The 23,428-nt window shown below is 70.0% G+C and carries 25 protein-coding genes and 1 riboswitch; of the genes, 18 read left to right on the top strand and 7 right to left on the bottom strand.

Annotated features, from left to right (window positions below; all coding sequences use genetic code 11):
• Nucleotides 1–12 precede the first annotated feature (12 nt).
• Together BpN12_RS06870 and BpN12_RS06875 are read right to left on the bottom strand one after the other, a co-directional pair.
• On the bottom strand, nucleotides 13–234 hold the full coding sequence (locus BpN12_RS06870) for a tautomerase family protein (RefSeq protein WP_246794528.1): 222 nt from the start codon (nucleotides 232–234) through the stop codon (nucleotides 13–15).
• An 87-nt stretch (nucleotides 235–321) separates the two neighbouring features.
• Entirely contained in the window at nucleotides 322–1,062 is a 741-nt protein-coding gene (locus BpN12_RS06875; RefSeq protein WP_246794529.1) for an SDR family oxidoreductase, read from the bottom strand.
• Nucleotides 1,063–1,266: 204 nt separating this feature from the next.
• On the opposite strand from BpN12_RS06875, the gene BpN12_RS06880 reads away from it, so the two are divergent.
• The 5 genes from BpN12_RS06880 (at nucleotide 1,267) to BpN12_RS06900 (ending at nucleotide 7,264) form a co-directional block, all read left to right on the top strand.
• Nucleotides 1,267–2,172 carry a LysR family transcriptional regulator gene (locus BpN12_RS06880; RefSeq protein WP_198253558.1) on the top strand — a complete coding sequence of 302 codons (906 nt, stop codon included), beginning with the start codon at nucleotides 1,267–1,269 and terminating at the stop codon, nucleotides 2,170–2,172.
• A gap of 155 nt (nucleotides 2,173–2,327) precedes the next feature.
• Nucleotides 2,328–4,322 (top strand): arylsulfatase, encoded by a 1,995-nt coding sequence (locus BpN12_RS06885; RefSeq protein WP_246794530.1) that lies wholly within the window; start codon nucleotides 2,328–2,330, stop codon nucleotides 4,320–4,322.
• Between the two features lie 7 nt (nucleotides 4,323–4,329).
• Complete coding sequence (locus BpN12_RS06890; RefSeq protein WP_246794531.1) at nucleotides 4,330–5,379, top strand: formylglycine-generating enzyme family protein; 1,050 nt, start codon at nucleotides 4,330–4,332, stop codon at nucleotides 5,377–5,379.
• 173 nt (nucleotides 5,380–5,552) lie between these two features.
• Nucleotides 5,553–6,302, top strand: a complete 750-nt coding sequence (locus BpN12_RS06895; protein ID WP_246794647.1) for a MetQ/NlpA family ABC transporter substrate-binding protein — start codon at nucleotides 5,553–5,555, stop codon at nucleotides 6,300–6,302.
• Nucleotides 6,296–7,264: a flagellin N-methylase gene (locus BpN12_RS06900; protein ID WP_246794532.1), complete on the top strand. Its 969-nt coding sequence runs from the start codon at nucleotides 6,296–6,298 to the stop codon at nucleotides 7,262–7,264. The genes BpN12_RS06895 and BpN12_RS06900 overlap by 7 nt, the downstream gene beginning before the upstream one ends.
• A 69-nt stretch (nucleotides 7,265–7,333) precedes the next feature.
• On the opposite strand, the gene BpN12_RS06905 is transcribed toward BpN12_RS06900, so the two are convergent.
• Nucleotides 7,334–7,792, bottom strand: coding sequence for an RrF2 family transcriptional regulator (locus BpN12_RS06905; protein ID WP_246794533.1), 459 nt, complete (start codon nucleotides 7,790–7,792; stop codon nucleotides 7,334–7,336).
• 185 nt (nucleotides 7,793–7,977) lie between these two features.
• Between BpN12_RS06905 and BpN12_RS06910 the strand changes: the two genes are divergently transcribed.
• From BpN12_RS06910 to BpN12_RS06935, 6 genes are all read left to right on the top strand, one after another.
• Nucleotides 7,978–8,889, top strand: a complete 912-nt coding sequence (locus BpN12_RS06910; protein ID WP_246794534.1) for an NAD(P)/FAD-dependent oxidoreductase — start codon at nucleotides 7,978–7,980, stop codon at nucleotides 8,887–8,889.
• Between the two features lie 251 nt (nucleotides 8,890–9,140).
• Nucleotides 9,141–10,070 carry a TauD/TfdA dioxygenase family protein gene (locus tag BpN12_RS06915; RefSeq protein ID WP_425306296.1) on the top strand — a complete coding sequence of 310 codons (930 nt, stop codon included), beginning with the start codon at nucleotides 9,141–9,143 and terminating at the stop codon, nucleotides 10,068–10,070.
• Between the two features lie 202 nt (nucleotides 10,071–10,272).
• Nucleotides 10,273–11,331, top strand: a complete 1,059-nt coding sequence (locus BpN12_RS06920; RefSeq protein WP_246794535.1) for an ABC transporter substrate-binding protein — start codon at nucleotides 10,273–10,275, stop codon at nucleotides 11,329–11,331.
• 109 nt (nucleotides 11,332–11,440) lie between these two features.
• Entirely contained in the window at nucleotides 11,441–12,388 is a 948-nt protein-coding gene (locus BpN12_RS06925) for an ABC transporter ATP-binding protein (protein ID WP_246794536.1), read from the top strand.
• Complete coding sequence (locus tag BpN12_RS06930) at nucleotides 12,385–13,263, top strand: ABC transporter permease (RefSeq protein ID WP_246794537.1); 879 nt, start codon at nucleotides 12,385–12,387, stop codon at nucleotides 13,261–13,263. The genes BpN12_RS06925 and BpN12_RS06930 overlap by 4 nt, the downstream gene beginning before the upstream one ends.
• A gap of 102 nt (nucleotides 13,264–13,365) precedes the next feature.
• Nucleotides 13,366–13,522, top strand: a riboswitch (FMN riboswitch).
• 70 nt (nucleotides 13,523–13,592) lie between these two features.
• Complete coding sequence (locus tag BpN12_RS06935) at nucleotides 13,593–14,114, top strand: 6,7-dimethyl-8-ribityllumazine synthase (RefSeq protein WP_246794538.1); 522 nt, start codon at nucleotides 13,593–13,595, stop codon at nucleotides 14,112–14,114.
• Between the two features lie 71 nt (nucleotides 14,115–14,185).
• Here the strand turns inward: BpN12_RS06935 and BpN12_RS06940 are convergent, their stop codons facing one another.
• Entirely contained in the window at nucleotides 14,186–15,565 is a 1,380-nt protein-coding gene (locus tag BpN12_RS06940) for an amino acid permease (RefSeq protein WP_246794539.1), read from the bottom strand.
• Between the two features lie 630 nt (nucleotides 15,566–16,195).
• On the opposite strand from BpN12_RS06940, the gene BpN12_RS06945 reads away from it, so the two are divergent.
• From BpN12_RS06945 to BpN12_RS06970, 6 genes are all read left to right on the top strand, one after another.
• Complete coding sequence (locus BpN12_RS06945) at nucleotides 16,196–16,882, top strand: CsgG/HfaB family protein (RefSeq protein WP_246794540.1); 687 nt, start codon at nucleotides 16,196–16,198, stop codon at nucleotides 16,880–16,882.
• Between the two features lie 143 nt (nucleotides 16,883–17,025).
• Nucleotides 17,026–17,421, top strand: a complete 396-nt coding sequence (locus BpN12_RS06950; protein WP_246794649.1) for a DUF4810 domain-containing protein — start codon at nucleotides 17,026–17,028, stop codon at nucleotides 17,419–17,421.
• A gap of 13 nt (nucleotides 17,422–17,434) precedes the next feature.
• A complete protein-coding gene (locus BpN12_RS06955) occupies nucleotides 17,435–18,121 on the top strand; it encodes a DUF799 domain-containing protein (RefSeq protein ID WP_246794541.1) in 687 nt (228 codons plus the stop codon).
• Nucleotides 18,122–18,561: 440 nt separating this feature from the next.
• Nucleotides 18,562–18,861 carry a DUF3649 domain-containing protein gene (locus BpN12_RS06960; protein ID WP_246794542.1) on the top strand — a complete coding sequence of 100 codons (300 nt, stop codon included), beginning with the start codon at nucleotides 18,562–18,564 and terminating at the stop codon, nucleotides 18,859–18,861.
• Nucleotides 18,858–20,483 carry a PepSY-associated TM helix domain-containing protein gene (locus tag BpN12_RS06965; RefSeq protein WP_246794543.1) on the top strand — a complete coding sequence of 542 codons (1,626 nt, stop codon included), beginning with the start codon at nucleotides 18,858–18,860 and terminating at the stop codon, nucleotides 20,481–20,483. Before BpN12_RS06960 ends, BpN12_RS06965 begins: the two co-directional genes overlap by 4 nt.
• Nucleotides 20,483–20,764, top strand: a complete 282-nt coding sequence (locus BpN12_RS06970) for a DUF3325 domain-containing protein (RefSeq protein WP_246794544.1) — start codon at nucleotides 20,483–20,485, stop codon at nucleotides 20,762–20,764. The genes BpN12_RS06965 and BpN12_RS06970 overlap by 1 nt, the downstream gene beginning before the upstream one ends.
• A 75-nt stretch (nucleotides 20,765–20,839) precedes the next feature.
• Here the strand turns inward: BpN12_RS06970 and BpN12_RS06975 are convergent, their stop codons facing one another.
• The gene (locus tag BpN12_RS06975; RefSeq protein WP_246794545.1) at nucleotides 20,840–21,418 is read right to left on the bottom strand and encodes a hypothetical protein; all 579 of its coding nucleotides are present in this window, start codon (nucleotides 21,416–21,418) and stop codon (nucleotides 20,840–20,842) included.
• Nucleotides 21,419–21,550: 132 nt separating this feature from the next.
• Nucleotides 21,551–21,940 carry a hypothetical protein gene (locus BpN12_RS06980; protein WP_246794546.1) on the bottom strand — a complete coding sequence of 130 codons (390 nt, stop codon included), beginning with the start codon at nucleotides 21,938–21,940 and terminating at the stop codon, nucleotides 21,551–21,553.
• Between the two features lie 216 nt (nucleotides 21,941–22,156).
• On the opposite strand from BpN12_RS06980, the gene BpN12_RS06985 reads away from it, so the two are divergent.
• Nucleotides 22,157–22,540 carry an ATP-dependent protease gene (locus BpN12_RS06985; RefSeq protein WP_246794547.1) on the top strand — a complete coding sequence of 128 codons (384 nt, stop codon included), beginning with the start codon at nucleotides 22,157–22,159 and terminating at the stop codon, nucleotides 22,538–22,540.
• A gap of 30 nt (nucleotides 22,541–22,570) precedes the next feature.
• Here BpN12_RS06985 and BpN12_RS06990 read toward each other — a convergent pair whose 3' ends face one another.
• A complete protein-coding gene (locus BpN12_RS06990) occupies nucleotides 22,571–23,287 on the bottom strand; it encodes a TetR/AcrR family transcriptional regulator (protein ID WP_246794548.1) in 717 nt (238 codons plus the stop codon).
• Nucleotides 23,288–23,428: the final 141 nt, after the last annotated feature.

Raw genomic sequence — 23,428 nt, forward strand, 5'->3', positions numbered from 1 at the left:
AACCGTCCGGCGTCAGGCGCCGCCGGCGGGCGCGCGGCCCATCTTGGCGAGCGTCAGCGTTTCGTCGGCGCGGCCCCAGCCGCCGTCGGCGACTTCATCGACGAGCACCATCGAATAGGGCCGCACGCCCTCGCCGAAGTAGTCGACGAACATCGCCGTGGTGCGATGGATGATCTCCTCCTTGGTGGCGGCGTCGAGAATCCCCTCGGGGAACTTGAAGTTGGCAAACGGCATGGTCGAGATTCCTGATTGTGAAGGCCGATGGCTCGGCCGAAGCGCGGCGGCACCGGCCGCCACGCGCGTCGCGGTTGCGGATGCGGTTCAGGCGAAGCCGCCGTTCACGCGCAGCACCTGCGCGTTGACCCATGCGCCGTCGGGGCCGGCCAGGAACGACACGGCCGAGGCGATGTCCTCCGGCTCGCCGAGCCGCTCGAGCGGGGCGAGCTTGCTGATCTGCGCGATCTGCTCGTCGCTCTTGCCGTTGAAGAACAGCTCGGTGGCCACCGGCCCCGGCGCGACCGCGTTGGCGGTGATGCCGCGCCCGCGAAGCTCGTTGCCGAGCACGCGCACGAGGCCCTCCACGCCGGCCTTGCTGGCGATGTACGGCCCGTAGCCGGGGAACGAGCGCGCGATCACGCTGGTGGACAGCGCGATGATCCGGCCGCCGCGCTGCAGCCGCTTCGCGGCCTCGGCCAGCACGATGAACGCGCCGCGCAGGTTGACCGCGAGCGTGCGGTCGAAGGCGTCGAGATGCGCGCTGTCGATGGTGGCCATCGACATCACGCCGGCGCTGTTCACCACCGCGTCGACACGGCCGAAGCGCTCGATGGCGGTGTCGAACAGGCGCGTGACGTCGGCCTCGTTCGCGACGTCGCCCTGCACGGCGATGGCGGTGCCGCCCGCCTCGGTGATCGCGTCGACGGTTTCCTGCGCGCTCGCGGCGTTGCCGGCGTAGTTGACCACCACGGCGAAGCCGTCGGCGGCGAGGCGGGCCGAGATCGCCCGGCCGATGCCGCGCGAGCCGCCCGTGACGATGGCGGTACGGGTTGAGGAAGTGTTCATGTCTGGCTCCTGTTCGAAAGGGCGTCGTGCCCGTCAGGACCTATTCTTCTCGTTTCGGCGGCGTGGATAAACCCGGGCAGCTTGCGAATACAATTCAACCGGCCTCAATAATCATCGGGCGATCCGCGCGGGATTGCGCTGTTTTTCCGTGTGCACGGCTGGTAAAGTGGCGCCGATATTCAAGTCAATCCAATAATTGCGCCCATGGATCGCCTCGACACGTTGCAACTGTTCACCCGCATCGTCGAAACCGGCAGCTTCAGCCGCTCGGCCGACATGCTCGGCATTCCGCGCGCGAGCGCCACGCACGCCATCAAGCAGCTGGAGGCGCGGCTCGGCACGCGGCTGCTCGACCGCACCACGCGGCAGGTCGCGCCGACGCAGGACGGCAGCGCGTTCTACGAGCGCTGCGTGCTGATCCTCAGCGAACTCGACGACGCCGAGGCCTCGCTGCGGCACGTCGCGTCGAACCCGCGCGGCGTGCTGCGGGTGGACATGCACGGCACCCACGCCACGCAGGTGGTGCTGCCGCGCATCGGCGAATTCCATCGCCGCTATCCGGAGATCGAGCTGGTGGTCAGCAGCGGCGACCGGCTCGTCGATCTGGTGCGCGAGGGCGTCGATTGCGTGGTGCGCGGCGGGCGCCCGCACGACTCGTCGCTGGTCGCGCGCCGGCTCGCGATGATGCCGCAGGTGCTGTGCGCGAGCCCCGCCTATCTGGCCGAGTTCGGCATGCCGGCCCATCCCGACGAACTGGCCTCGCATCAGGCGGTGCGCTTCTTCTCGAGCAGCGGCAACATCGATTACCCGGTCTCGCTGGTGGTGGACGGCGAGGTGCGCGACTACGATCTCGGCGGCTGGATGTCGGTGAACGACGCGGAGAACTACGTGGTGGCCTGCGAGAGCGGCGGCGGCCTGATCCAGCTGCCGCGCTTCCACGTGGCCGCGGCGCTGCGCGAGGGGCGCCTGGTGGAAGTGCTGCCCGCGTGGCGCAGCCCGGACCTGCCGCTCACGGCGCTCTATCCGTACCGGCGGCAGCTCTCGCCGCGCGTGCGCGTGTTCGTGGACTGGCTGCGCGAGGTCTATGCGGAGTTGTTCGGGCCGGCTTGAGGGGCCGGCGGCGATCAGCGCGCGTGGCGCGGGCGCTCTTATTCCCGGCACGCTTTAGCATCGCAGGAATCGGACTTTGGCGGGGCAGGCCGCGCGGCTACCATCGCGGCTCCCGATGGCACGCCATCACAAAACCACCGCCCGCGCCAACAACAATGAATCCGTCCGCCGCGCCTTCGTCCCGTTCCGAATCCGCTCCTTCGCGCCTGCGTCCGCGTCTCCGCCTCGGCGTCGCGGCCCTCGCCGGCGTGCTGTCGCTCGCCGCGTGCGGCGGCAGCGACGGCGACGGGGCCGCCACGCCCGCCGCGTCCACCACGCCGGCGCCGCCGCTCGCGCAGAAGCGGCCGAACATCCTCTACATCATGGCCGACGATCTCGGCTACTCCGACATCCATGCGTTCGGCGGCGAGATCCACACGCCGAACCTCGACGCGCTGGTGGCCTCGGGCCGCATCCTGTCGAACCACCATGCCGGCACGGTCTGCGCGATCACGCGCTCGATGCTGATCTCGGGCACCGATCACCATCTGGTCGGCGAAGGCACGATGGGCGTGCCGACCGACGAGCGCAAGGGGCTGCCCGGCTACGAGGGCTACCTGAACGACCGCTCGCTGTCGGTCGCGCAGCTGCTCAAGGACGCCGGCTATCACACCTACATGGCGGGCAAGTGGCACCTCGGCTCGGGCATCGTCGGCAGCGCCTCGGGCAGCGGCCAGACGCCGGACCAATGGGGCTTCGAGCACAGCTACGCGCTGCTCGGCGGCGCCGCCACCAACCACTTCGCGCACGAGCCGGCCGGCTCGCAGAACTACACCGAGGACGGCCGCTACGTGCAGCCGGGCCAGCCCGGACAGCCGGGCGGCGCCGGCGGCAACCCGGCGGTGTTCTATTCGACCAACTTCTACACGCAGCGGCTGATCTCGTACATCGACGCGAACCACGGCGACGGCAAGCCGTTCTTCGCCTACGCGGCCTACACCTCGCCGCACTGGCCGCTGCAGGTGCCCGACCCGTGGCTGCACAACTACACGGGCGTCTACGACGCCGGCTACGACGCGATCCGCGACGCGCGGATCGCGCGCCAGAAGGCGCTCGGCCTGATCCCGGCCGACTTCACGCCGTTCGAGGGCCTGCCCGAGACGCTGACGCGCTCGCCCGCCACCGCCAACAACGGCACGCCGGCGGCGCAGTACATCAGCGCCGTGCATCCGGCCTCGGCCGGCTACAGCGACTACGGGCAGGGCAAGGTCGACAAGGCCTGGGCCAGCCTGTCGACGGTCGAGCGCAAGGCTCAGGCGCGCTACATGGAAATCTACGCCGGCATGGTCGAGAACCTCGACTACAACGTCGGCCTGCTGATCCAGCATCTGAAGGACATCGGCGAATACGACAACACCTTCATCATGTTCCAGTCCGACAACGGCGCGGAAGGCTGGCCGATCGACTCGGGCGCCGATCCCACCGCCACCGACACGGCCAACGCACAGGACCCGGTGTACTCGGCGCTCGGCACCGACAACGGCCTGCAGAACGCGCAGCGGCTGCAATACGGGCTGCGCTGGGCCGAGGTCAGCGCCACGCCGCTGCGGCTCACCAAGGGCTATTCGGCCGAGGGCGGCGTGTCGGTGCCGGCGATCGTCCACCTGCCGGGGCAGAGCGGCGCGCTGCCGACGCTGAGCGTGTTCACGCACGTCACCGACGACACGGCCACCTTCCTCGACGTCGCGCAGGTCACGCCGCCGTCCGAGCCGGCCCCGCCGCTCGTCAACACGCTGACCGGCGTGGACGCGAACCGCGGCAAGGTGGTCTACGGCAACCGCTACGTGTATCCGGTCACCGGCAAATCGCTGCTGCCGGTGCTGGCCGGCACCGCGAGCGGCGCGGTCCACACCGAGCCGTTCGGCGACGAGGCCTACGGGCGCGCCTACCTGCGCAGCGCCGACGGCCGCTGGAAGGCGCTCTGGACCGAGCCGCCGCTCGGGCCGGCCGACGGCCACTGGCAGCTCTACGACCTCAGCACCGATCGCGGCGAGACCACCGACGTGTCGGCGCAGAACCCGGCCGTGGTCGGCACGCTGTTCGACCAGTGGAACGCCTACATGGCGCGCGTGGGCGGCGTCGAGCCGCTGCGGCCGGTCGGTTACTACTGAGGCCGCGATGCGTTTTTCGACGAAGCTCGCGGCGGCCGGCGCCGTGCTGTTCGCGGCCGCCTTCGCACTGTCGTATGCCGTCGCCGGGCGTGCCGACGCGCCGGGCGCCGGGTTCGACGCGGCCAACCGCGGCCGCGCGCTCGCGCCGCTCGGCAGCGAACGGCAGTGCGAGCGCTACTCGGGCGTGCCGGCCGGCTGGCGCGACGATCCGAAGGCCGGCATGGTGCATCTGCATGGCGGTGGCTTCGTGTTCGGCGGCACGCGCGGCTATCCCGACGAACGACCGGCCGGCGACGGCCGCACGCGCGTGGCCGGCTTCTGGATCGACCAGACCGACGTGACGATCGCCCAGTTCGCCGCGTTCGTGCGCGCCACCGGCTACGTGACCGAGGCCGAGCGGCAGGGCGGCGCGGCCGTGTTCCATGTGCCGGATCGCGAGGAACTGAACGCGCGCGACCTGGCCTGGTGGCGCTGGGTGGACGGCGCGTCGTGGCGGCATCCGCGCGGCCCCGGCAGCGATGTCGACGGCCACGGCAACCTGCCCGTCACGCTCGTCACGCAGCACGACGCGCTGGCCTACGCGCGCTGGCTCGGCCGCGATCTGCCGACCGAGGCCGAATGGGAATACGCGGGCAAGGCCGGCCACGACGGCGCCGAACTCGACACGGCGCCGGTGGGCACCGACGGCAAGCCGTCCGCGAACTACTGGCAGGGCGTGTTCCCGATCATCGACACGGCCGAGGACGGCCATGCCGGGCTGGCCCCGGTGGGCTGCTACGCGGCCAACGATTTCCGGCTCTACGACATGATCGGCAACGCCTGGGAATGGACGCGCGACGCCTACAGCGGCCCGCATCAATCGCATACCAACGGCGATACGGCGGCCGTCGCGCCGGCCGCGCTGCGCCACGACACGCCGATGGTGATCAAGGGCGGCTCGTTCCTCTGCGCGCGCGATTACTGCGTCCGCTATCGCGCGTCGTCGCGCGAGCAGCAGGAGGCGGATCTCGGGGCTTCGCATATCGGTTTCCGGACGATCCTGAGGGATGCGTCGTGAGGGAGGCGTCGGGTATCACGCGTCGATGGCGTTTGGTGGGGCGCTTCGCTGTACGTCGCGCCGGCTGTGTCGGCGTGCTGCTTGCCGTGGCGGGACAGGCCGCGGCCGCGTCGGACTCGCTGGTCGCGCCGCTCCGGCTGGTTGCGCCGGTGTCGTCGGCGTCGTCCGTCTCGCTGCCGGAGCCGGCGCTGGCAGCGGCGCCGGCAGCACCATTGCGCATCGGCGTGACGCCCGGCCCGCAGGCCGAGATCTTCGCCGAGGTGAAGCGCGTGGCCGCCGCGCGCGGGCTGCCGCTCGACATCGTCGTGTTCGACGACGCGACCCGCATCGACGCCGCGCTCGCGGCGGGCCGCCTCGACGCGGCGAGCTTCGAGGACGCGCGCCAGCTGGCCGCCGCGCGGCGCGCCCACGGCGATGCGCTCGGCTACGTCGCCACCACCGTCACGCTGCCGCTGGCGCTCTATTCGCGCCGGCTCACCGGCCTGAACCAGCTGCAGCCGGGCGCGCGCGTGGTGATTCCGGCCGAGCCGCGCGCCGCGGCGCGCGCGCTGGTGCTGCTGCAGAACGAGACGCTGCTGACGCTGCGCGACGGCGCCGGACTCGACGCGACGCCGCGCGACATCATCGGTAACCGGCTCGGCCTGCGCATCGTCACGCGCCCGGCGGCCCAACTGTTCGCCGCGCTCGACGGCGCCGCGCTGGTGGCGATGGATCGCGAGACGGCGGCACGCGCGGGCCTGCAGCCGGGGCGCGACAGCATCGGCATCGAGGACGCGCGCTCGCCGTTCGCCGACGTGCTGGCCGTGCGCGACGCCGATCGCACGCGGCCCTGGGTGCGCCAACTGATTGCCGCCTGCCACTCGGACGAGGTCGCGCATTTCATCCTGGTCCGCTATCAGGACTCGGTGCGGCGCCCATGGTGACGGCCGCGGCAGCCGGGCGGCCCGCCTCGTTCTCGCTGGGCTGCCATGCCTGCGGGCGCTGCTGCAACAGCGCGCCGTCGCTGTCGATGCGCGAGCTGTTCCGCCATCGCGAGCGCTTCGCCGCCTGCCTCGCGATCGGCCGCGTGGCGCGCCGCCGGCCCGGCGAGCGCGTGCGGATCGGCGGCCACGAGCAAGTGCTCGATGCCGGCGATGCCGGCTCCTGCAACGCGCTCGCCGATGCGTTGTTCGTGCCAACCGCGCCGGGGCAGGACTGGCTCGCGGTGACGGCGCAGGGTTTCGACTATCCGTCGCTCGATCGATGTCCGGCGCGGGCCGGGGACGGGCGCTGCACGCTGCACGAGGCGGGCAAGCCGGCGATCTGCGAGGCGGTGCCGCTCGATCCGCTCGCGCCGGACCGGCTGCAGCCGCTGGTGCTGGCCGCGCGGCGCGACACGGCGGCCTGGTTCGGCGCGGGCTGCCTGCACGATGCGCCGGCGGCGGGCGCGGTGCCGCTCGTCGAAGCGGGGCGCGTGGCGGCGCCGGCGGCGCTCGACGCTTACCGCGAGGCGCTGCGCGTCGAGCGCGCCATCTGGCGCGACGCGGTGGCTGCGCAACTGCTCGCGAGCGGCGCCGGCTGGGCACGCAGCTGGGCGCAGCTGGCGCCGGGCGCGCGCCTGACGATTCCGGTGGTGCCGGCGCTGCTCGAGATCGCGCGCGTCTCGGCGCGTTGCCGCGAGGCCTGCCTCGAGGTCGCCGACTGCCAGCAGCGCCTGATCGCCACGATGATCGAGGCGGCGCTCGCGCGCCGGCGCGCCGACGATCGCGAGGCCACGCGCGAGCTGCGCGGTTTTGCCGAGGCCCTCGTTCGCTTACGGCGCGAACTCGGCTCGGCCGCCTTCACGGGCTCGGCTTACGCTGCGGTTGATGCGCACGCCGTCGAGGCGTGGCTCGGCGTGGCCTGACGCGGCGTGGCCTGACGCGGCGACGCGCAGGGGATGGGCCGTTTCGCCATGAGGCCCGGGCCGGCGCCGTCAATGCCCGCCGTGTCCGCTCATGTTTCCCGCCTCGCGCGGCATGTTCGCCTCGAAATCGCGCGCGAGCGCGCCCAGCGTGACCTCGCCGAACTTCGCGAGCAGCACTTGCTCGGCCTCGCCGAGCGCCGCCGACAGATGCGCGTTCACGGCGCGCTCGACGAGGCATTCGGGGTGGTCGTTCGAGACCAGTTCCGAAAACAGCGGCGGCGCGCCCACCGCGCGGTAGACGTCGAGCAGCGTGATCGCGTCGAGCGAGCCGGCCAGCGTCCAGCCGCCGCCATGCCCCTTTTCCGACTGCACGTAGCCGGCGTCGCGCAGGCCGCCCAGCATGCGCCGCACCACCACGGCGTTGGTGCAGAGCATCGCCGCGATCGCCTCCGAGGTCAGCGGCCCGTCGGCGCGGCCCATGTGGATCAGCGCATGCAGCATCCGTGACAGGCGGCTATCGGTTCTCATCGGCTCTCATCTCATCGGTCCTCGTGGTTGCTCGGGTTCGGTCATGCAACATGACGAGTTGCAAGACGAATGGTACCTGCCTATCATGCAACTTCTGAAGTTCCATGAAACGCGGCGCCACCGGCGCGGGGTCGCATCCGGACCATGATCCGCCGGGATCGACCGGGATCCACAGGAGAATACCGATGCAATCCCAACATGATGTCGTCGTGATCGGCGGCAGTTTCGCGGGCCTGTCCGCCGCGATGCAACTCGCGCGGGCGCGGCGCCGCGTGCTCGTGATCGACGGCCGCCGGCCGCGCAACCGCTTCGCCGCGCGTTCGCACGGCTTCTTCGGGCAGGACGGCCGCGCGCCCGAGGACATCGTCGGCGAGGCCACCGCGCAGCTGGCGGCCTATCCGGACGTCACGTTCCGGATCGGCGAGGCGCGCACGGCCGAACGCGGCGCGCGCGGCTTCGTCGTCACCACCGACGACGGCGGCGAGATCGGCGCCGAACGACTGATCCTGGCCACCGGCGTGCGCGACGAGCTGCCCGCGCTGGCCGGGCTCGAGGCGCGCTGGGGCACGAGCGTGCTGCATTGCCCGTACTGCCACGGCTACGAGATCGGCGCCGGCCGGATCGGCGTGCTGGCCACGCACCCGATGTCGCTGCATCAGGCGCAGCTGGTGGCCGACTGGGGGCCGCTCGTCTGGTTCACGCAGGGCATCGTCGAGCCGGGCGCCGAGGAGGCTGCGCAACTGGCCGCGCGCGGCGTGCGGATCGAGGCGGCGCCGGTGGTGGAGGTGCTCGGCGAGGCGCCGCGCCTTGCCGGCCTGCGGCTCGCCGACGGGCGCGTGGTGGAGGTCGACGCGCTGTTCGTCGGCACCCGCACGCTGCCGGCCAGCGATCTGGCCACGCAACTCGGCTGCGCGTTCGACGAGGCGCCGCTCGGGCCGGTGGTGCGCGTCGACGCCTGGAACCAGACCAGCGTGCCGGGCGTGTTCGCGGCCGGCGACATGGCCAATCCGATGACGAACGCCACCTTTGCGTCGGCCTCGGGCGTGCTGGCCGGGGTGGGCGCGCATCGCTCGCTGATCTTTCCGGCGGGGCAGTGACGCCGCATTGATGGCACGTTGAAAGCGCGGGGCGCGAGATCCGCCGCTCGCGTCCCGCGCCCAGGCAAAACGAGGTCGGATCCCGTTCGATGCGATCGCGTCGGTTTCCACGTGAAAACCGCCCGCCTTCGCGGCTGACGCAGCCTTGCGTCCGTTATGACCGCCGATGATATCCGTATCGCTTTTGCTTCGTTGTCATGGCGCGATCGCGGCCGTAGATTGACGTTTTCGTTTCGCTGGGATCGTAGAACGTGAGCGCGTCCGCCGTTTTTGCCTCTTCTCCTTCCGCTCCGGCCGCGGCCGGCCAGTTCTCCGGCAACGCGTCCGAGGGCGGGTTCGACATCGTGCCGTTCGACGGCCCGCTCGGCGCCGAGGTCATCGGCCTCGATCTCTCGCGGCCGCTCGGCGACGCCGCGTTCGCGCGCATCCACCGCGCCCATCTCGATCACCACGTGCTGGTGTTCCGCGAGCAGCGCATCACGCCCGACCAGCAGGTGGCGTTCAGCCGCCGCTTCGGCCCGCTGCAGATCCACGTGCTGCATCAGTTCGCGCTGCCCGGGCATCCCGAGGTGCTGATCGTGTCGAACATCATGGAAGACGGCAAGCCGATCGGCCTCGGCGACGCGGGCCATTTCTGGCATTCGGACCTGTCGTACAAGGAGAAGCCGAGCCTGGGCTCGCTGCTGCACGCGCAGGAGCTGCCGGCCGAGGGCGGCGACACGCTGTTCGCGAACATGCACCTGGCCTGGGACACGCTGCCCGACGCGCTGAAGCAGGCCGTGCAGGGGCGCCGCGCCGAGCACACCTATCTCGCGCGCTATGCCGAGCTGCAGGCGCGCAGCCCGTGGCGGCCGAACCTGAGCGCCGAGCAGATCGCGCAGGTGAAGGCGGTCGAACAGCCGATCGTGCGCACGCATCCGGAAACGGGCCGCCGCGCGCTGTTCGTCAGCGAGCATTTCACGACACGCATCGTCGGCCTGCCCGAGGACGAGAGCCGCGCGCTGCTCGACGAGCTGTTCGCCCACAGCGTGCGCGACGCGTTCGTCTATCGCCACCAGTGGCGCGAGCACGATCTGGTGTTCTGGGACAACCGCTCGCTGATGCATCTGGCGGCCGGCACGCCCGACCATCTGCGCCGCAAGCTGTATCGCACCACGATCGAAGGCGACGTGCCGGTCTGATTCGTCTGATTCGTTCGATGGCGGCGGCGCTCGCCGCCGATCGTCCGTGCGCGGGCAGCCGGTTCGACGCCGACCGCGTCGATGTGGTCGCCGCTTCGCCGGCATGGCTTCGTGCGCCGCAACGAGCGCGAAGCCTGCTCGCGCGCAGCGCCGCTTCCGTCCCGCCGTTTCCCCGTTTTCTTCCGCCTCCGAGAGGTTCCCGATGTCGTTTTCGTTCCGCGCCACGCTCGCGCGCACCACGCTTCACGCGCGCCGCACGGCCGCCGCGCTCGTCGCCGTCACGCTGGCCGCCGCCGCGGGCCTCGGCGCCACCGCACCCGCCCACGCCGAGGGCAGGATCCGGATCGCCGAGCAGTTCGGCGTCGTCTACCTGATGCTGAACGTCGCGCGCGACCAGCACCTGATCGAGCAGGAAGGCAGGAAGGAAGGCATCGACATCCAGGTGGACTGGGTCAAGCTGTCGGGCGGCGCGGCCGTGAACGACGCGCTGCTGTCGGGCGCTGTCGACATCGCCGGCGCCGGCACCGGCCCGCTGATGACGGTGTGGGACCGCACGCGCGGGCACCAGGACGTGAAGGGCGTGGCCTCGCTCGGCAACCTGCCGTACTACCTCGTCAGCAACGATCCGGCCGTGAAGACGATCGCCGATTTCACCGCGAAGGACCGCATCGCGGTGCCGGCGGTGGGCGTGTCGGTGCAGTCGCGCGTGCTGCAGTACGCGGCCGCGAAGCAGTGGGGCGACAAGTCGTTCGACCGCCTCGACAAGCTCACGCAGGCGATCCCGCATCCCGACGCGGCCGCCGCGATCATCGCCAACAGCAGCGTGATCACCGGCCACTTCGGCAATCCGCCGTTCCAGCAGCAGGAGCTGGCCGGCAACCCGAAGGCGCACATCGTGCTGAATTCCTACGACGTGCTCGGCGGCCCGAGTTCGGCCACGGTGCTGTACGCGACCTCGAAATTCCGCGACGCGAACCCGAAGACCTACCGCGCGTTCGTGGCGGCGCTGGCCGACGCGGCGAAACTGATCGCGGCCGATCCCGAGCGCGCGGCCGACATCTACATCCGCGTGAACCAGTCGAAGATCGATCGTGCGCTGCTGCTGAAGATCCTGCGCGACCCGCAGGTGCAGTTCAAGACGGCGCCGCAGAACACGCTCGGCCTCGCGCAGTTCATGTATCGCGTGGGCGCGATCCGCCACGAGCCGAAATCGGTCCACGACTATTTCTTCGACGATCCGGCCACGCAGGGCGGCAGCTGAGCGCCGCGCTTATCGGCGCGCGGCATTTGGATAGCGGCAATGATTGGTTGGGATCGCTCGCGCGCGCCGGTATGTTGATGTTTTGTCTGTCGCATTGTCGAGGTGGAGCATGAATCTGTCGAACGCCTGGCCGGCGCCGCGCGCCGCGCGTACCGCCAATGGCACCGAACCGGCGACACGTGCCGGCGCGCGCCCCGATGCCGTCGCGCCGCCGGCGGCATCGGCCGCGCCGGCGGCGGCGCCGGGTACACCGCTGCTGGCCGTCGATCGCGTCACGCTCGAATACCGCACCGGCGAGCGCATCGTGCGCGCCACCCAGCGCGTGAGCTTCGAGGTCGATCACGGCGACCGCTTCGTGCTGCTCGGGCCGTCCGGCTGCGGGAAGTCGACCTTGCTGAAGGCGGTGGCCGGCTTCGTCGAACCGGTGGCGGGCGAGATCGCGCTGGACGGCCGGCGCATCGCCGGGCCCGGTGCCGACCGCGTGGCCGTGTTCCAGGAATTCGACCAGCTGCCGCCGTGGAAGACGGTGCTCGAGAACATCGCGTTTCCGCTGCGCGTGGCGCGCCGGCTCTCGCGCGCCGAGGCGAACGAGCACGCGCGGCATTACCTCGACAAGGTCGGGCTCGCGGCGTTCGCGAGCGCCTATCCGCACACGCTGTCGGGCGGCATGAAGCAGCGCGTCGCGATCGCGCGCGCGCTCGCCATGCAGCCGCGCGTGCTGCTGATGGACGAGCCGTTCGCCGCGCTCGACGCGCTCACGCGCCGCAAGATGCAGGAGGAGCTGCTGCGGCTGTGGGACGACGCGCGCTTCACGCTGCTGTTCGTCACGCATTCGATCGAGGAGGCGCTGGTGGTCGGCAACCGCATCCTGCTGCTGTCGCCGCATCCGGGCCGCGTGCGGGCCGAGCTGAACAGCGAGCGGTTCGCGCTCGACAGCATCGGCAGCGACGATTTCCAGCGCAGCGTCGCGCGCATCCACCACCTGCTGTTCGACACGCCCGAGGCACCCGAGCCGGCCGACAGCACGACCGCGACCGCCCCGGAGGCCCACGCATGAGCACGCCATATCCACCGGTTCCCGCCGCGCCGGCCCGCGCCGAATACGAACTCGCGCTCGAACCGGCCGATGCCGGCAGCCAGGCCGTGCGCGCCTCGCTGGCCGCGCGCGTGACCGGTTCGAGCGCGTTTCGCCGCGTGCTGATCGCCCTGGTATTGATCGCGGCCTGGGAGGTCATCGCGCGCGTGGTCGACAACGACCTGCTGGTGCCGACCTTCGTCGCCACGCTGCGTGCGTTCGTGGACGGCATCGCCAGCGGCGAGCTGCTGGTCAAGACCGGCATCTCGCTGTCGGTGCTGCTGCGCGGCTACGTGATCGGCGCCGTGCTCGCGTTCGCGCTGACCTCGGTGGCCGTCTCGACGCGGATCGGCCGCGACCTGCTGTCAATGCTGACCGCGATGTTCAACCCGCTGCCGTCGATCGCGCTGCTGCCGATCGCGCTGCTCTGGTTCGGGCTCGGCACCGGCAGCCTGCTGTTCGTGCTGGTCCACTCGGTGCTGTGGCCGCTCGCGCTGAACATGTACACCGGCTTCCTCGGCGTGCCGGCCACGCTGCGCATGGCGGGCCGCAACTACGGCCTGCGCGGGCTGCGTTTCGTCTGGCTGATCCTGGTGCCGGCCGCGCTGCCGTCGATCCTGTCGGGGCTCCGGGTGGGCTGGGCCTTCGCCTGGCGCACGCTGATCGCGGCCGAGCTCGTGTTCGGCGCGAGCGCGGGGCAGGGCGGCCTCGGCTGGTACATTTTCCAGAACCGCAACGAGCTTTACACCGACCGCGTGTTCGCGGGCCTCGCCGCCGTGATCGTGATCGGGCTGCTGGTCGAGCATCTCGTGTTCGACACGCTCGAACGCCTGACCGTGCGCCGCTGGCACGCCTGAACCAGGCGCGATCCGCGCGGCGCCGACCCCGCGCCCGGTGTGGGCATACGCGCTCGCGCCAGTTGTGATAAATTTTCGCCGCGACGTGCCTCGGCGCGTCGCGAACGTTCTCAGGGCGGGGCGAAATTCCCCACCGGCGGTAATCGTGCCTCGTGCATGTAGCCCGCGAACAGCTCGCGCCAGGTTCACCTGCGCGATGCCTGCCGACCCGGTGTGATTCCGGGGCCGACGGTCATAGTCCGGATGAGAGAGAGCGGGGTTTTTCCGCACGCGCAACGCGTGCGGCGTGGCCCTGTGCGCCCATTCAACTTGACCACAGGACCTTGTCGATGACTCAGATTTCCCCTTCCTCCCAGGCTTTCCCGCGCCGTATCGCGTTTGTCCAGTCGTGCTGGCACAAGGACATCGTGGACCAGTGCAAGACCGCGTTCGTGGCCGCGCTCGCGAAGGCCGGCATCGCCGACACCGAGATCGACTTCTTCGAGGTGGCCGGCGCGTTCGAGATTCCGCTGCACGCGAAGCTGCTGGCGAAGACCGGCAAGTACGCCGCGGTGGCCTGCGCGGGCCTGGTGGTGGACGGCGGCATCTATCGGCACGAGTTCGTCGCGCAGGCGGTGATCTCGGGGCTGATGCAGGTGCAGCTCGAAACCGAAACCGTGGTGCTGAGCGCCGTGCTCACGCCGCATCATTTCCATCACGGCTCGCACGAGCACACCACGTTCTTCCACGAGCATTTCGTCGTGAAGGGCACCGAACTCGCGCATGCCTGTGCCGACACGATCGCGAAGGTGGCGAAGCTGCATGCGACGACGAGCGGCGTGGCCGATGCCGAGGTGCTGCAGGCTGCCTGAGGTTCCATTGCTGCCGCCCGTGCCGCGCGCCTCGCGTTTCCAGCGGAGCGCGGGCGGCGTGGCACCCGCGTTCAGCGCTCGGGGTGGCTCCGCTGCAACGGCGCCGAGCGCTGGCGCAGCAGCCAGGCCACGCCGAGCACGGCGAGCCACGCGATTCCCACGTAGAGTGCCACGCGCGTATCGGCGAACCAGCCGATCATCACCACCACGAACACCATGAACGCGATCGCGAGCGCCGGCCCGACGGGCCAGAGCGGCACGCGAAATTTCAGGGCCTCGACCTGGTCGCGCGTGAGGCGCCGGCGCATGGCCACTTGCGAGAGCAGGATCATCAGCCAGACCCAGACCGTCGCGAACGTGGCGATCGCGGCCACGGTCTGGAACACGTCCTTCGGCATCAGGTAGTTCAGCACCACGCCCACCAGCAGCGCGGCCGTCATCACCAGCACCGTCACGTAGGGCACGCCGTGCCGCGAGGTGAGGGCGAACTTCGGCGAGGCCTGGCCCTGGCGCGCCATGCCGTACATCATGCGGCCCGCGCCGAAGATGTCGCTGTTGATCGCCGAGATCGCGGCGCTGATCACGACGAGATTCAGGATCGTCGCGGCCGAGCGCACGCCGAGCGCCGAGAAGATCATCACGAACGGGCTGCCGCTCGTGCCGATGCCGGTCCATGGAAAGATCGACATCAGCACCACCATCGTCAGCACGTAGAACAGCAGGATGCGCATCGGCACCGTGTTGATCGCGCGCGGCAGCACGCGCTCGGGGTGCTTCGCCTCGCCCGCGCTCATGCCGATCACCTCGATGCCGCCGTAGGCGAAGATCACCACCGCCAGCGATTCGATCAGCCCGCCCACGCCGTGGGGCAGGAAGCCGCCGTGCGACCAGAGGTTCGACAGCGCCGGCGCCGCGTCCTGCTGCGAGCCCAGATGCATGCCGACGACCAGGATCACGATGCCGCCCGCGATCATCGCGCCGATCGCCACGACCTTGACGATCGAGAGCCAGAATTCGAGTTCGCCGAACACCTTCACATGGCAGAGGTTGAGCCCGCAGAGGATCGTGACGATCGCGAGCACCCAGATCCATTGCGGCACGCCGGGAAACCAGAAACCCATGTAGATGCCGAACGCCGTGACGTCGGCGATCGCGACGATCACCATCTCCAGCGTGTAGGTCCAGCCCGTGACGAAGCCCGCGAACGGGCCGAGATTATCGGTGGCGTACTGGCCGAACGAACCGGATACGGGATCGCGCACGGCCATTTCGCCGAGCGCGCGCATCACCATGTAGACGGCCGCGCCGCCGACTAGGTAGGCCAGGATCACGGCGGGACCGGCGAGCCGTATCGCCGAGGCGGAACCATAGAAGAGGCCGGTGCCGATCGCCGAGCCGAGGGCGAGAAAACGGATGTGACGCGCGCCGAGATGGCGCTGCAGATGCTTCATCAAGACTCCGGAGTGGGTGTCGCGGGGAGGCTTCAGGGAACGCGGCGCCTGAAGTTGTCTAGACAGGCTCGGGCGGCGACCATCTTACCAATGGACGTCGGGTTGTGCGCGCTCAAAATGACGCGTGCCGGAGAGGGAAAACCCCGACTTGGCGAACCGCGCACGGCACGGCAAAAACGCGCGCGCGCGATTCGTTGTGCAGAATTTACGGCTGCCGCGCGCTGCGCTGGATCAACGAACCGGTTCCAGTTTGACGCGAGTCCGGGATGCACATGCGCGGGCCGCAGGTTTGGTGCCGAATCGATGACAGGTTTTCGTGCGAAAGCCGACGTTGCGCAGCTGCCAATGCCGAATCGATCCGAGTCATGCGCCGACATGATCAGGATTCCTGATAGGTGAAATCTGCCGGCGAATCGCATGAGAATCGCAAGCCGCGACCGAGCGAGCGTGGCCTTGATCGAACAATGCGCGGCCATGCCACATTCCCTTCGACGATCGGAACCGGATACTCCGAACACCCATTTCACCGGGCATCGAGGCGCTGCTTGTCGCGTTCCGCCACGGTGCCGGGCCGTTGAGGCGCGGCACATATCGATCCCGTTATCCGTTTCATTCGACAAGGAATCCCGCATGACGTCGTTTTCCCGCTGCCGCGCGGTGCCAGTCGCGCTCGCTGCCGTGCTGGCGCTCGGTCTCGGCGCCTGCGCGACGGAGGCGTCGCATAGGCTGCCGGTGGCGTCGGTGCCGAGCGCGCAGGTGCCGTTCTCCGGCAAGCCGGTGGCCATCGCGGTCGGCAAGTTCGACAATCGCTCGAGCTACATGCGCGGCGTGTTCTCGGACGGCATCGACCGCCTCGGCGGGCAGGCCAAGACGATCCTGGTCACGCGCCTGCAGCAAAGCCGCCGCTTCGACGTGCTCGAGCGCGACAACCTCGCCGAGATCCGCCAGGAAGCCGGCTTTCTGAAGCAGCCCCAGGCCGTGCAGGGCGCCCATTTCGTGTTGACCGGCGACGTCACCGAATTCGGCCGCAAGGAGATGGGCGACCACCAGCTGTTCGGCATCCTCGGCCGCGGCAAGCAGCAGGTCGCCTATGCGAAGGTGAGCCTGAACGTCATCGATACGGTCACTTCCCGGGTCGTGCTGTCGAGTCAGGGCGCGGGCGAGTTCAGCCTCGCGAACCGCGAGGTGATCGGCTTCGGCGGCACCGCGAGCTACGACTCGACGTTGAACGGCAAGGTGCTCGATCTCGCGATCCAGGAGGCCGTCGATCACCTTGTCGCGCAGGTCGACGCCGGCGCGCTGCAGGTCGCGAAATGAAACGCGCCGCACGCCGCGCCGCGCAATCCACGACATCGCCCGTCATCCAGCCCGCAACCCTGCCCGCAAGACGGCACCTGAAGCGCCGGACGCCACCGGCCGGCCGCCGCCCGGGCCCAACCCGCACGATCGACATGACTCGCATGATTTCCCTGCGCGGCGCCGCGCCCGCGCTCCTCGTCGCGAGCGCGCTGCTGGCCGGCTGCGCCGCGCCACCGGAGCCGTCGCTTTACGAATGGAATGGCTACCAGCAAGCGGTCTACGACTACCTGAAGGGCGAGAAGGCGCCGCAAGCGCAGATCGACACGCTCGAAAAGGCGCTCCAGCAGATCCGCGCCGCCGGCAAGCGGCCGCCGCCCGGCTTCCAGGCGCAGCTCGGCGTGCTCTACGCGGGCGCCGGCAACGACGAGCAGGCGATGCAGGCCTTCGAGGCCGAAAAGGCATCGTTCCCGGAGTCCGCGCCGTACATGGATTTCCTGATGAAGAAGACCAGGCCGGCCCCGTTGGCCACTCCGGCCCCCACCATCACGACACCCTGACCGGAAACCCACCATGCCGACCCGCGCATCGATCCGGCTGCTGGCCGCTGCCGCCGTGCTGACCCTGCTCGCCGCCTGCGCCAGCCCGCAGCAACAGATCGACTACACCGCGTTCCGGCGCAGCCGGCCGCGTTCGATCATCGTGCTGCCGCCCATCAACGACACCAGCGACGTGAAGGCGACCGACGGCGTGCTGTCGAGGGTCACGCTGCCGCTCGCCGAATCCGGCTATTACGTGGTGCCGGTCGGCCCGATGGAGCAGACCTTCAAGTACAACGGCCTGACCACGCCGAACGACGTCGCCGAGGTGTCGCCCGCGAAGCTGCGCGACATCTTCGGCGCCGATGCCGCGCTCTACATGAAGGTGTCGGAGTACGGCACGACCTATCGCGTGATCGACAGCGTGACCAAGGTGGCCGTCTCCGCCAAACTCGTCGACCTCGGGACCGGCGACGTGCTCTGGCAGGGCCGGGCCGACGCGACCGACGCGGATCTCGGCGGCGCGCACGGCAACGTCAGCGGCAGTGGTGCGATCGGGCTGTTCGTGACGCTCGCACAAGCCGCCGTCAAGCAGATCGCGAAGACCGTGACCGACGAAAGCGTGGACGTGGCCGGCGTGGCCAACGACCGGCTGTTGTGGGCTGGCTACCGGAACAACCTGCTGTACGGCCCGTATTCGAGACACTACGGCACCGATTGAACGGCGCGACCCACGACGAACGAAGGGCCGCGAATCGGGGCCGCACCGTCGCGGCTTCTGGACGGCGCTTGCGGCGGTGCCCGCGCCAGCACCGCCGCTTCGGGGCCGGGATACCGGACCAGCGGTCCCAGCTACCCCTGCGGCGGGCTCCGCGCATCCATCGTCCGCCATCCCCACTTCCCGCTGTTTTCGGCATTTCCCGCCGAATCCGCCGCGAATCCCCCCTGAAACGCCCCATTCCCGGTCTCAAACCTGCCTTTTTCCTTGCTCTCCTGCGTCATTGCGGTTGAGAATCGTTCGCAATCACGTATCATCGCGACTTCGCCGTGAGTGATGCGGTGGCGGTTCCGCCCGCCGCTCGCGGCCCGTATCTCGATTCAGATGGAGAAAGCAGTGAAAGCCCGTTTTACCCTGTTCGCCGCGCGCGCGGCGCTTGCGGCATGAGCGCCGTATCGGACCGCTGGCGGCGCCTCGGGCCGCTGCTCTCGCGGATCGTCTGCGCGATCCTCGGCGGCTACGCGCTCGGCGCGCTCGCCAGCGTCGGCGCGATCGCGCTGCCGATCGATCGCTCGCAGGCCGTGCTCACGGGCATGCTGGTCAGTTTCCTGTTCTACACGGGCGCGGTGATCTGGGTGTTCCTCGCGCGCACCGCGTGGCGTGCCTGGGCCGGCCTGATCGCGGCCGCCGTGCCGCTGCTGGCCGCCGCCGGGCTGGTCTGGAGCGGGGTGATCGCACGATGAGCACGGTCACCACCCCAAAGCCGCGCGGCGTGCGCCAGAGCATGGCCGACCTGCATACCTGGGCCGGGCTGCTGTGCGGCTGGCTGCTCTACGCGATGTTCCTGACCGGCACCGTCAGCTACTTCAAGGACGAGATCTCGCAATGGATGCGGCCCGAACTGGCGCATCAGCAGCAGGCGCCCGACGCCGCGCGCGTCGCGCAGCGCGTGACCGACCGGCTCGGCACGCTGGCCGCCCACAGTTCGCAATGGGGCATCACGCTGCCCACCGCGCGCAGCAACGTGGCGAGCGCGTTCTGGCGCCTGCCGCCGGGCTCGCCGCCCGGGCGCTTCTTCGGCGAGGCCGCGTTCGATCCCGCCAGCGGCAACGTCACCAAGGCGCGCGACACGCTCGGCGGCGAATTCTTCTACCGCTTCCATTTCCAGTTCTATTACCTGTCGCCGCTCTGGGGCCGCTGGATCGCCGGCTTCTGCGCCATGTTCATGCTGGTGGCGATCGTGAGCGGCGTGATCACGCACAAGAAGATCTTCGTCGACTTCTTCACGTTCCGCTGGGGCAAGGGCCAGCGCTCGTGGCTGGACGCGCACAACGCGCTGTCGGTGTTCGGGCTGCCGTTCCACCTGATGATCACCTACACGGGCCTCGTCACGCTGATGACGATGTACATGCCGTGGGGCCAGCACGCGGCCGTGAAGACGCCGGAGCAGCGGGCCGCGCTGACCTCGCAGATCAGCGCCTACATCCAGCCCGGCAAGGCGGACGGCAAGCCGGCCGTGCTCGCGCCGGTCGATGCGATGGTGCGCGCGGCGCAGGCGCGCTGGGGCCAGCAGGGCGTCGGGATGGTGACGATCACGAACCCCGGCGACAGCGCGGCGCGCGTGGCGGTGGCGCGCGGCGAAGGCGGGCGCGTGTCGCAGAGCCCGCAGTATCTGCTGTTCGACGGCGTGAGCGGCAAGCTGCTCGAGACGCACGACGCCGTGGGCGCCGCGGCCGGGACGCGCGGCGTGCTCTACGCGCTGCATCTCGGGCGCTTCAGCGACCTGCAACTGCGCTGGCTCTATTTCATCGTCAGCCTGGGCGGTACCGCGATGGTCGGCACCGGGCTCGTGATGTGGACCGTCAAGCGCCGCCAGCAGCTGGCCGATCCGCTGCGGCCGCACTTCGGCTTCCGGCTCGTGGAGCGGCTCAACATCGCCAGCATCGCGGGGCTGTCGATCGCGATGACCAGCTATCTGTGGGCCAACCGGCTGCTGCCGGACGCGCTGGCGCAGCGTTCGAACGCCGAGATCAACGTGTTCTTCGCGGTGTGGGGCGCGACGCTGCTATTCGCGATCGCGCGCCCGGCGCGGCGCGCCTGGGTCGAGCTGCTGTGGATCGCGGCGGGCCTGCTGGCGCTGCTGCCGGTGCTCAACGCGCTGACCACCGACCGGCCGCTGTGGCGCAGCGCGGCCGACGGCGACTGGGTGTATGCGGGCTTCGATCTGATGATGTGGGCGTTCGCGGCGCTGCACGCGCTGCTGGCGGTCCGCACCAGCCGCCACCGGGCGCGGCCGCGCGCGGCGGGCAAGGCCAACGGCGCGGCACGCGCTTCGGTGGCGATGCGTAGCGAGGAGCGGTTCTGATGGGGTTCGTGATCTTGATGGTGTGCGTGGCCGCGTTCGCCTGTCTTGCGCTGGCGATGGAGCGGCATCAGCTGACCGTGTTCCGGCGCGTGCTGGCCGCCGTGCCCGCGCGGGTCCTGCGCGTGGCGGGTTGGGGCGGCTTGCTGGCGGCATTGTGGCTGGTCGTGGCCGCGCGCGGCTGGGCGCTCGGGCTCGTCACCTACAGCGGCATGACGAGCCTCGCGGCCGGGATCGTGATCGGCGCGCTGATCATGCGTGAGCGGCGCGCCTCGATGCGCTGAATGGCGGCGATTTCGCGATGACCTCACGGCGCGGCGCGGCTCGACAGGCTGTCCGCCGCGCCTTTCGCGGTTCGACTACGACTTTTTCTCGTACTTGGGCGCCGGTTTCGCCGGAGCGGGACGCGGTGCCGCGTGCGCGGCCGGCATCGCCGGCGCCGGGCGGCCGGCGCGTGGCATCGCGCCCGGATGCTCGGGCCCGCCGTGCGGAGGCGGCCCGGCATGCTCGGGCGCGCGCTCCGGCCCGTGTGCGTAGCCGCCATGCTCGGGACCGTGCGCCGCGATGGCGTGGGCGGGCAGGTGGCCGCCGTGGTTCGTCATGACGTGGTGCAACTCCTCGCGGCGGCGAAACACGTCGCGGCGATGATCGCCGTGCGCGTAGAACTGGCGATGCCGCACGCCGTTCGGTCCGGCCACCCAGATATAGGTATCGCCGCGATAGATCACGACGTCGGTGTCCACGGCGGTCGCGACGTAGATGTCGGTCGGCATCGGCTCGTAGGCCACTTCGGCGCCTGGCGCGGCATCGACCGACAGCGACACGTCGCTGCCCCTGCCTGGACCGACCGCGACGCGGCCCTGGCCGCTGGTTACGCATCCCGCGATGCCGGCCGCGCTCGCGAGCAGCACGAGCGAGAGTTTGAGCGTTGGCTTCATCATGGTTCCCCGGTGTGATTTTTTTTCGATGAATCACCGGATATCGGCGCGGTGCGGCCGGGCTTGATGATTTTTCCCGGCCGGCGGACGCCGCGAATATTTCACGCCGTTACGGCGGGCGGCGGCCCGTGGTCATGGCGCGTCGACGATCAGGTCCGGGCGCACCGCGCGAATCCGCCGGTCGACGAAATATCCGCCGCCTTCCACGTAGCGCAGCATCAGCCGGCCGCAGGTCTTGCAGGTCCAGACGTCGCATTGGTTGTACGGAAAATGGCGCGGCGCGATCGGGGCCTCGGGCGACCAGTACTGGAGGCCGTCCGGCAGGTATTCGTCATAGGACGGTTCGCGGCCGTCGTCGGCGCGCAGCGTGCCGACCTGCGCCAGCATGGCTTCGTCGAGCGAGAGCGGCTGCGAGACCCAGCCGTCGAGCGACGTTTTCCGGCAGTCGCAGGCGGGCGGGTGCCGCGCTTCCGAAGCTTGGGCGAGGGCGAGCAGGGCGGCGGCGTCGAGAAACGGGATCATCGGTCGGCAATCCGTGGGCGAAGAGGCGAAGGGGCGAGCGAGCTGCATGCGAGGGCAAATCGATGCGGACCCGCAAGTGTAGCCCCGCGCCCGACGGCGCGTCGAATCGGGCCGCGCTCGTTCGCGGCGGATTTCGCGATTCGTGAACGCGGCGTGTCCGGCACCGGACCGGCGCCAACCATGCGATGATGTCCGGCGATGACCCAGAGACACGCAATGACCACTGCATTTGACGAGACAACGACGGCGGCGATCGCCGCGTTCGCCCAACTGGATTTCGACACCGCCGCGCAGGCGATGCGTGCCGAGGCCGACTACGACAGCGAGCGGGACCGCTGGATTTCGCGCTACATCGACGAGCACGGCGGCGGCGAGGACGACGCCGAATACGACGCCTTGCACGCGGAAGCGCAGACCACGCCGGAATACGCGCAATTCCTCGATGCCGTGCGCCGCGAAATCCTCGAGTACTTCGGCGTGACCGACGACCAGCTGGACTGGATGATGGTGCTGCGCGAAGACGACAGCGACGCGCTCTGGGCCGAGGTCAACCGGCAGCGGACCGCGCTCGGCACCGGCGAGGTGCGCGGCGACCTCTGAACGCCGCCGGGAGACGTGAAGCAACGGCCGTCAGGTCGCGCCCCCCACCCGCCCCAACGCCTCCCTGACATCCCGCTCGAACTGCGCCAGCGCCGCCACCTCCGGCGCCGGCGGCTGCAACGCCACCCACAGCACGCCGATCAGCTGCTCGGCCGTGCGCTCCGCATCCAGCTCGCGCCGGCCCAGAATCGCGTCCCACAGCACATGCTCGATCGGCCCGAACACGAGCGAGCGCAGCAGGCTCAAGGGCAGATCGCCCCGCACCTGCCCGGCCGCCTGCCCGCGCGCGAGCACGTCCATCAGCGGGGCGGTGTAGCGCCGCTGCAGGGCCGTCAGCTCGTCACCGAGCATCTCCTGCCTGGCACGCCCCTCCGACAGCACCAGCGCGCACAGCCCCGTCCCGTTCACCAGCATCAGCCGCAAATGCGTGCGCACGATGAACGCGAACTGCTCGCGCACCGGCGCGTCCGCCGGCAAGCCGGCCTCGAACGCGGCGATGTTCTCGTCGTACCAGTCCGCGATCACGCGCGCGCACAGCTCGCGCTTGCCGCGAAAGTAGCTGAACACGGTGGCCTCGGACACCCCCACGCGCTGCGCGATCTCGGCCGCCGTGGCGTGCTCGTAGCCTTTCTCCGCGAATACCTCGCGCCCGGCGCGCAGGATGTCCTGCACGCGCTGCTGCGACTTGCGTCCGGCAGGCGCGCGACTGCCGTCGGCGCGCTCGGACTTGACGGGGGGGCTCGTCATGATGAATTCACATTCCGCTCGATCGATCGGGCCGATGATAGCCGAGTCCGGCTAAAAAATTGAGTGTCACTCAAAAAACAATTGACGCGCTATCGAGCCAGGCGCGACACTAGCCGCCATCAAACGGCATCGTTCAATCGA

Origin of the sequence: Burkholderia perseverans (genome assembly GCF_022870505.1) — a bacterium.
In the GTDB taxonomy this organism is placed as follows: domain Bacteria; phylum Pseudomonadota; class Gammaproteobacteria; order Burkholderiales; family Burkholderiaceae; genus Burkholderia; species Burkholderia plantarii.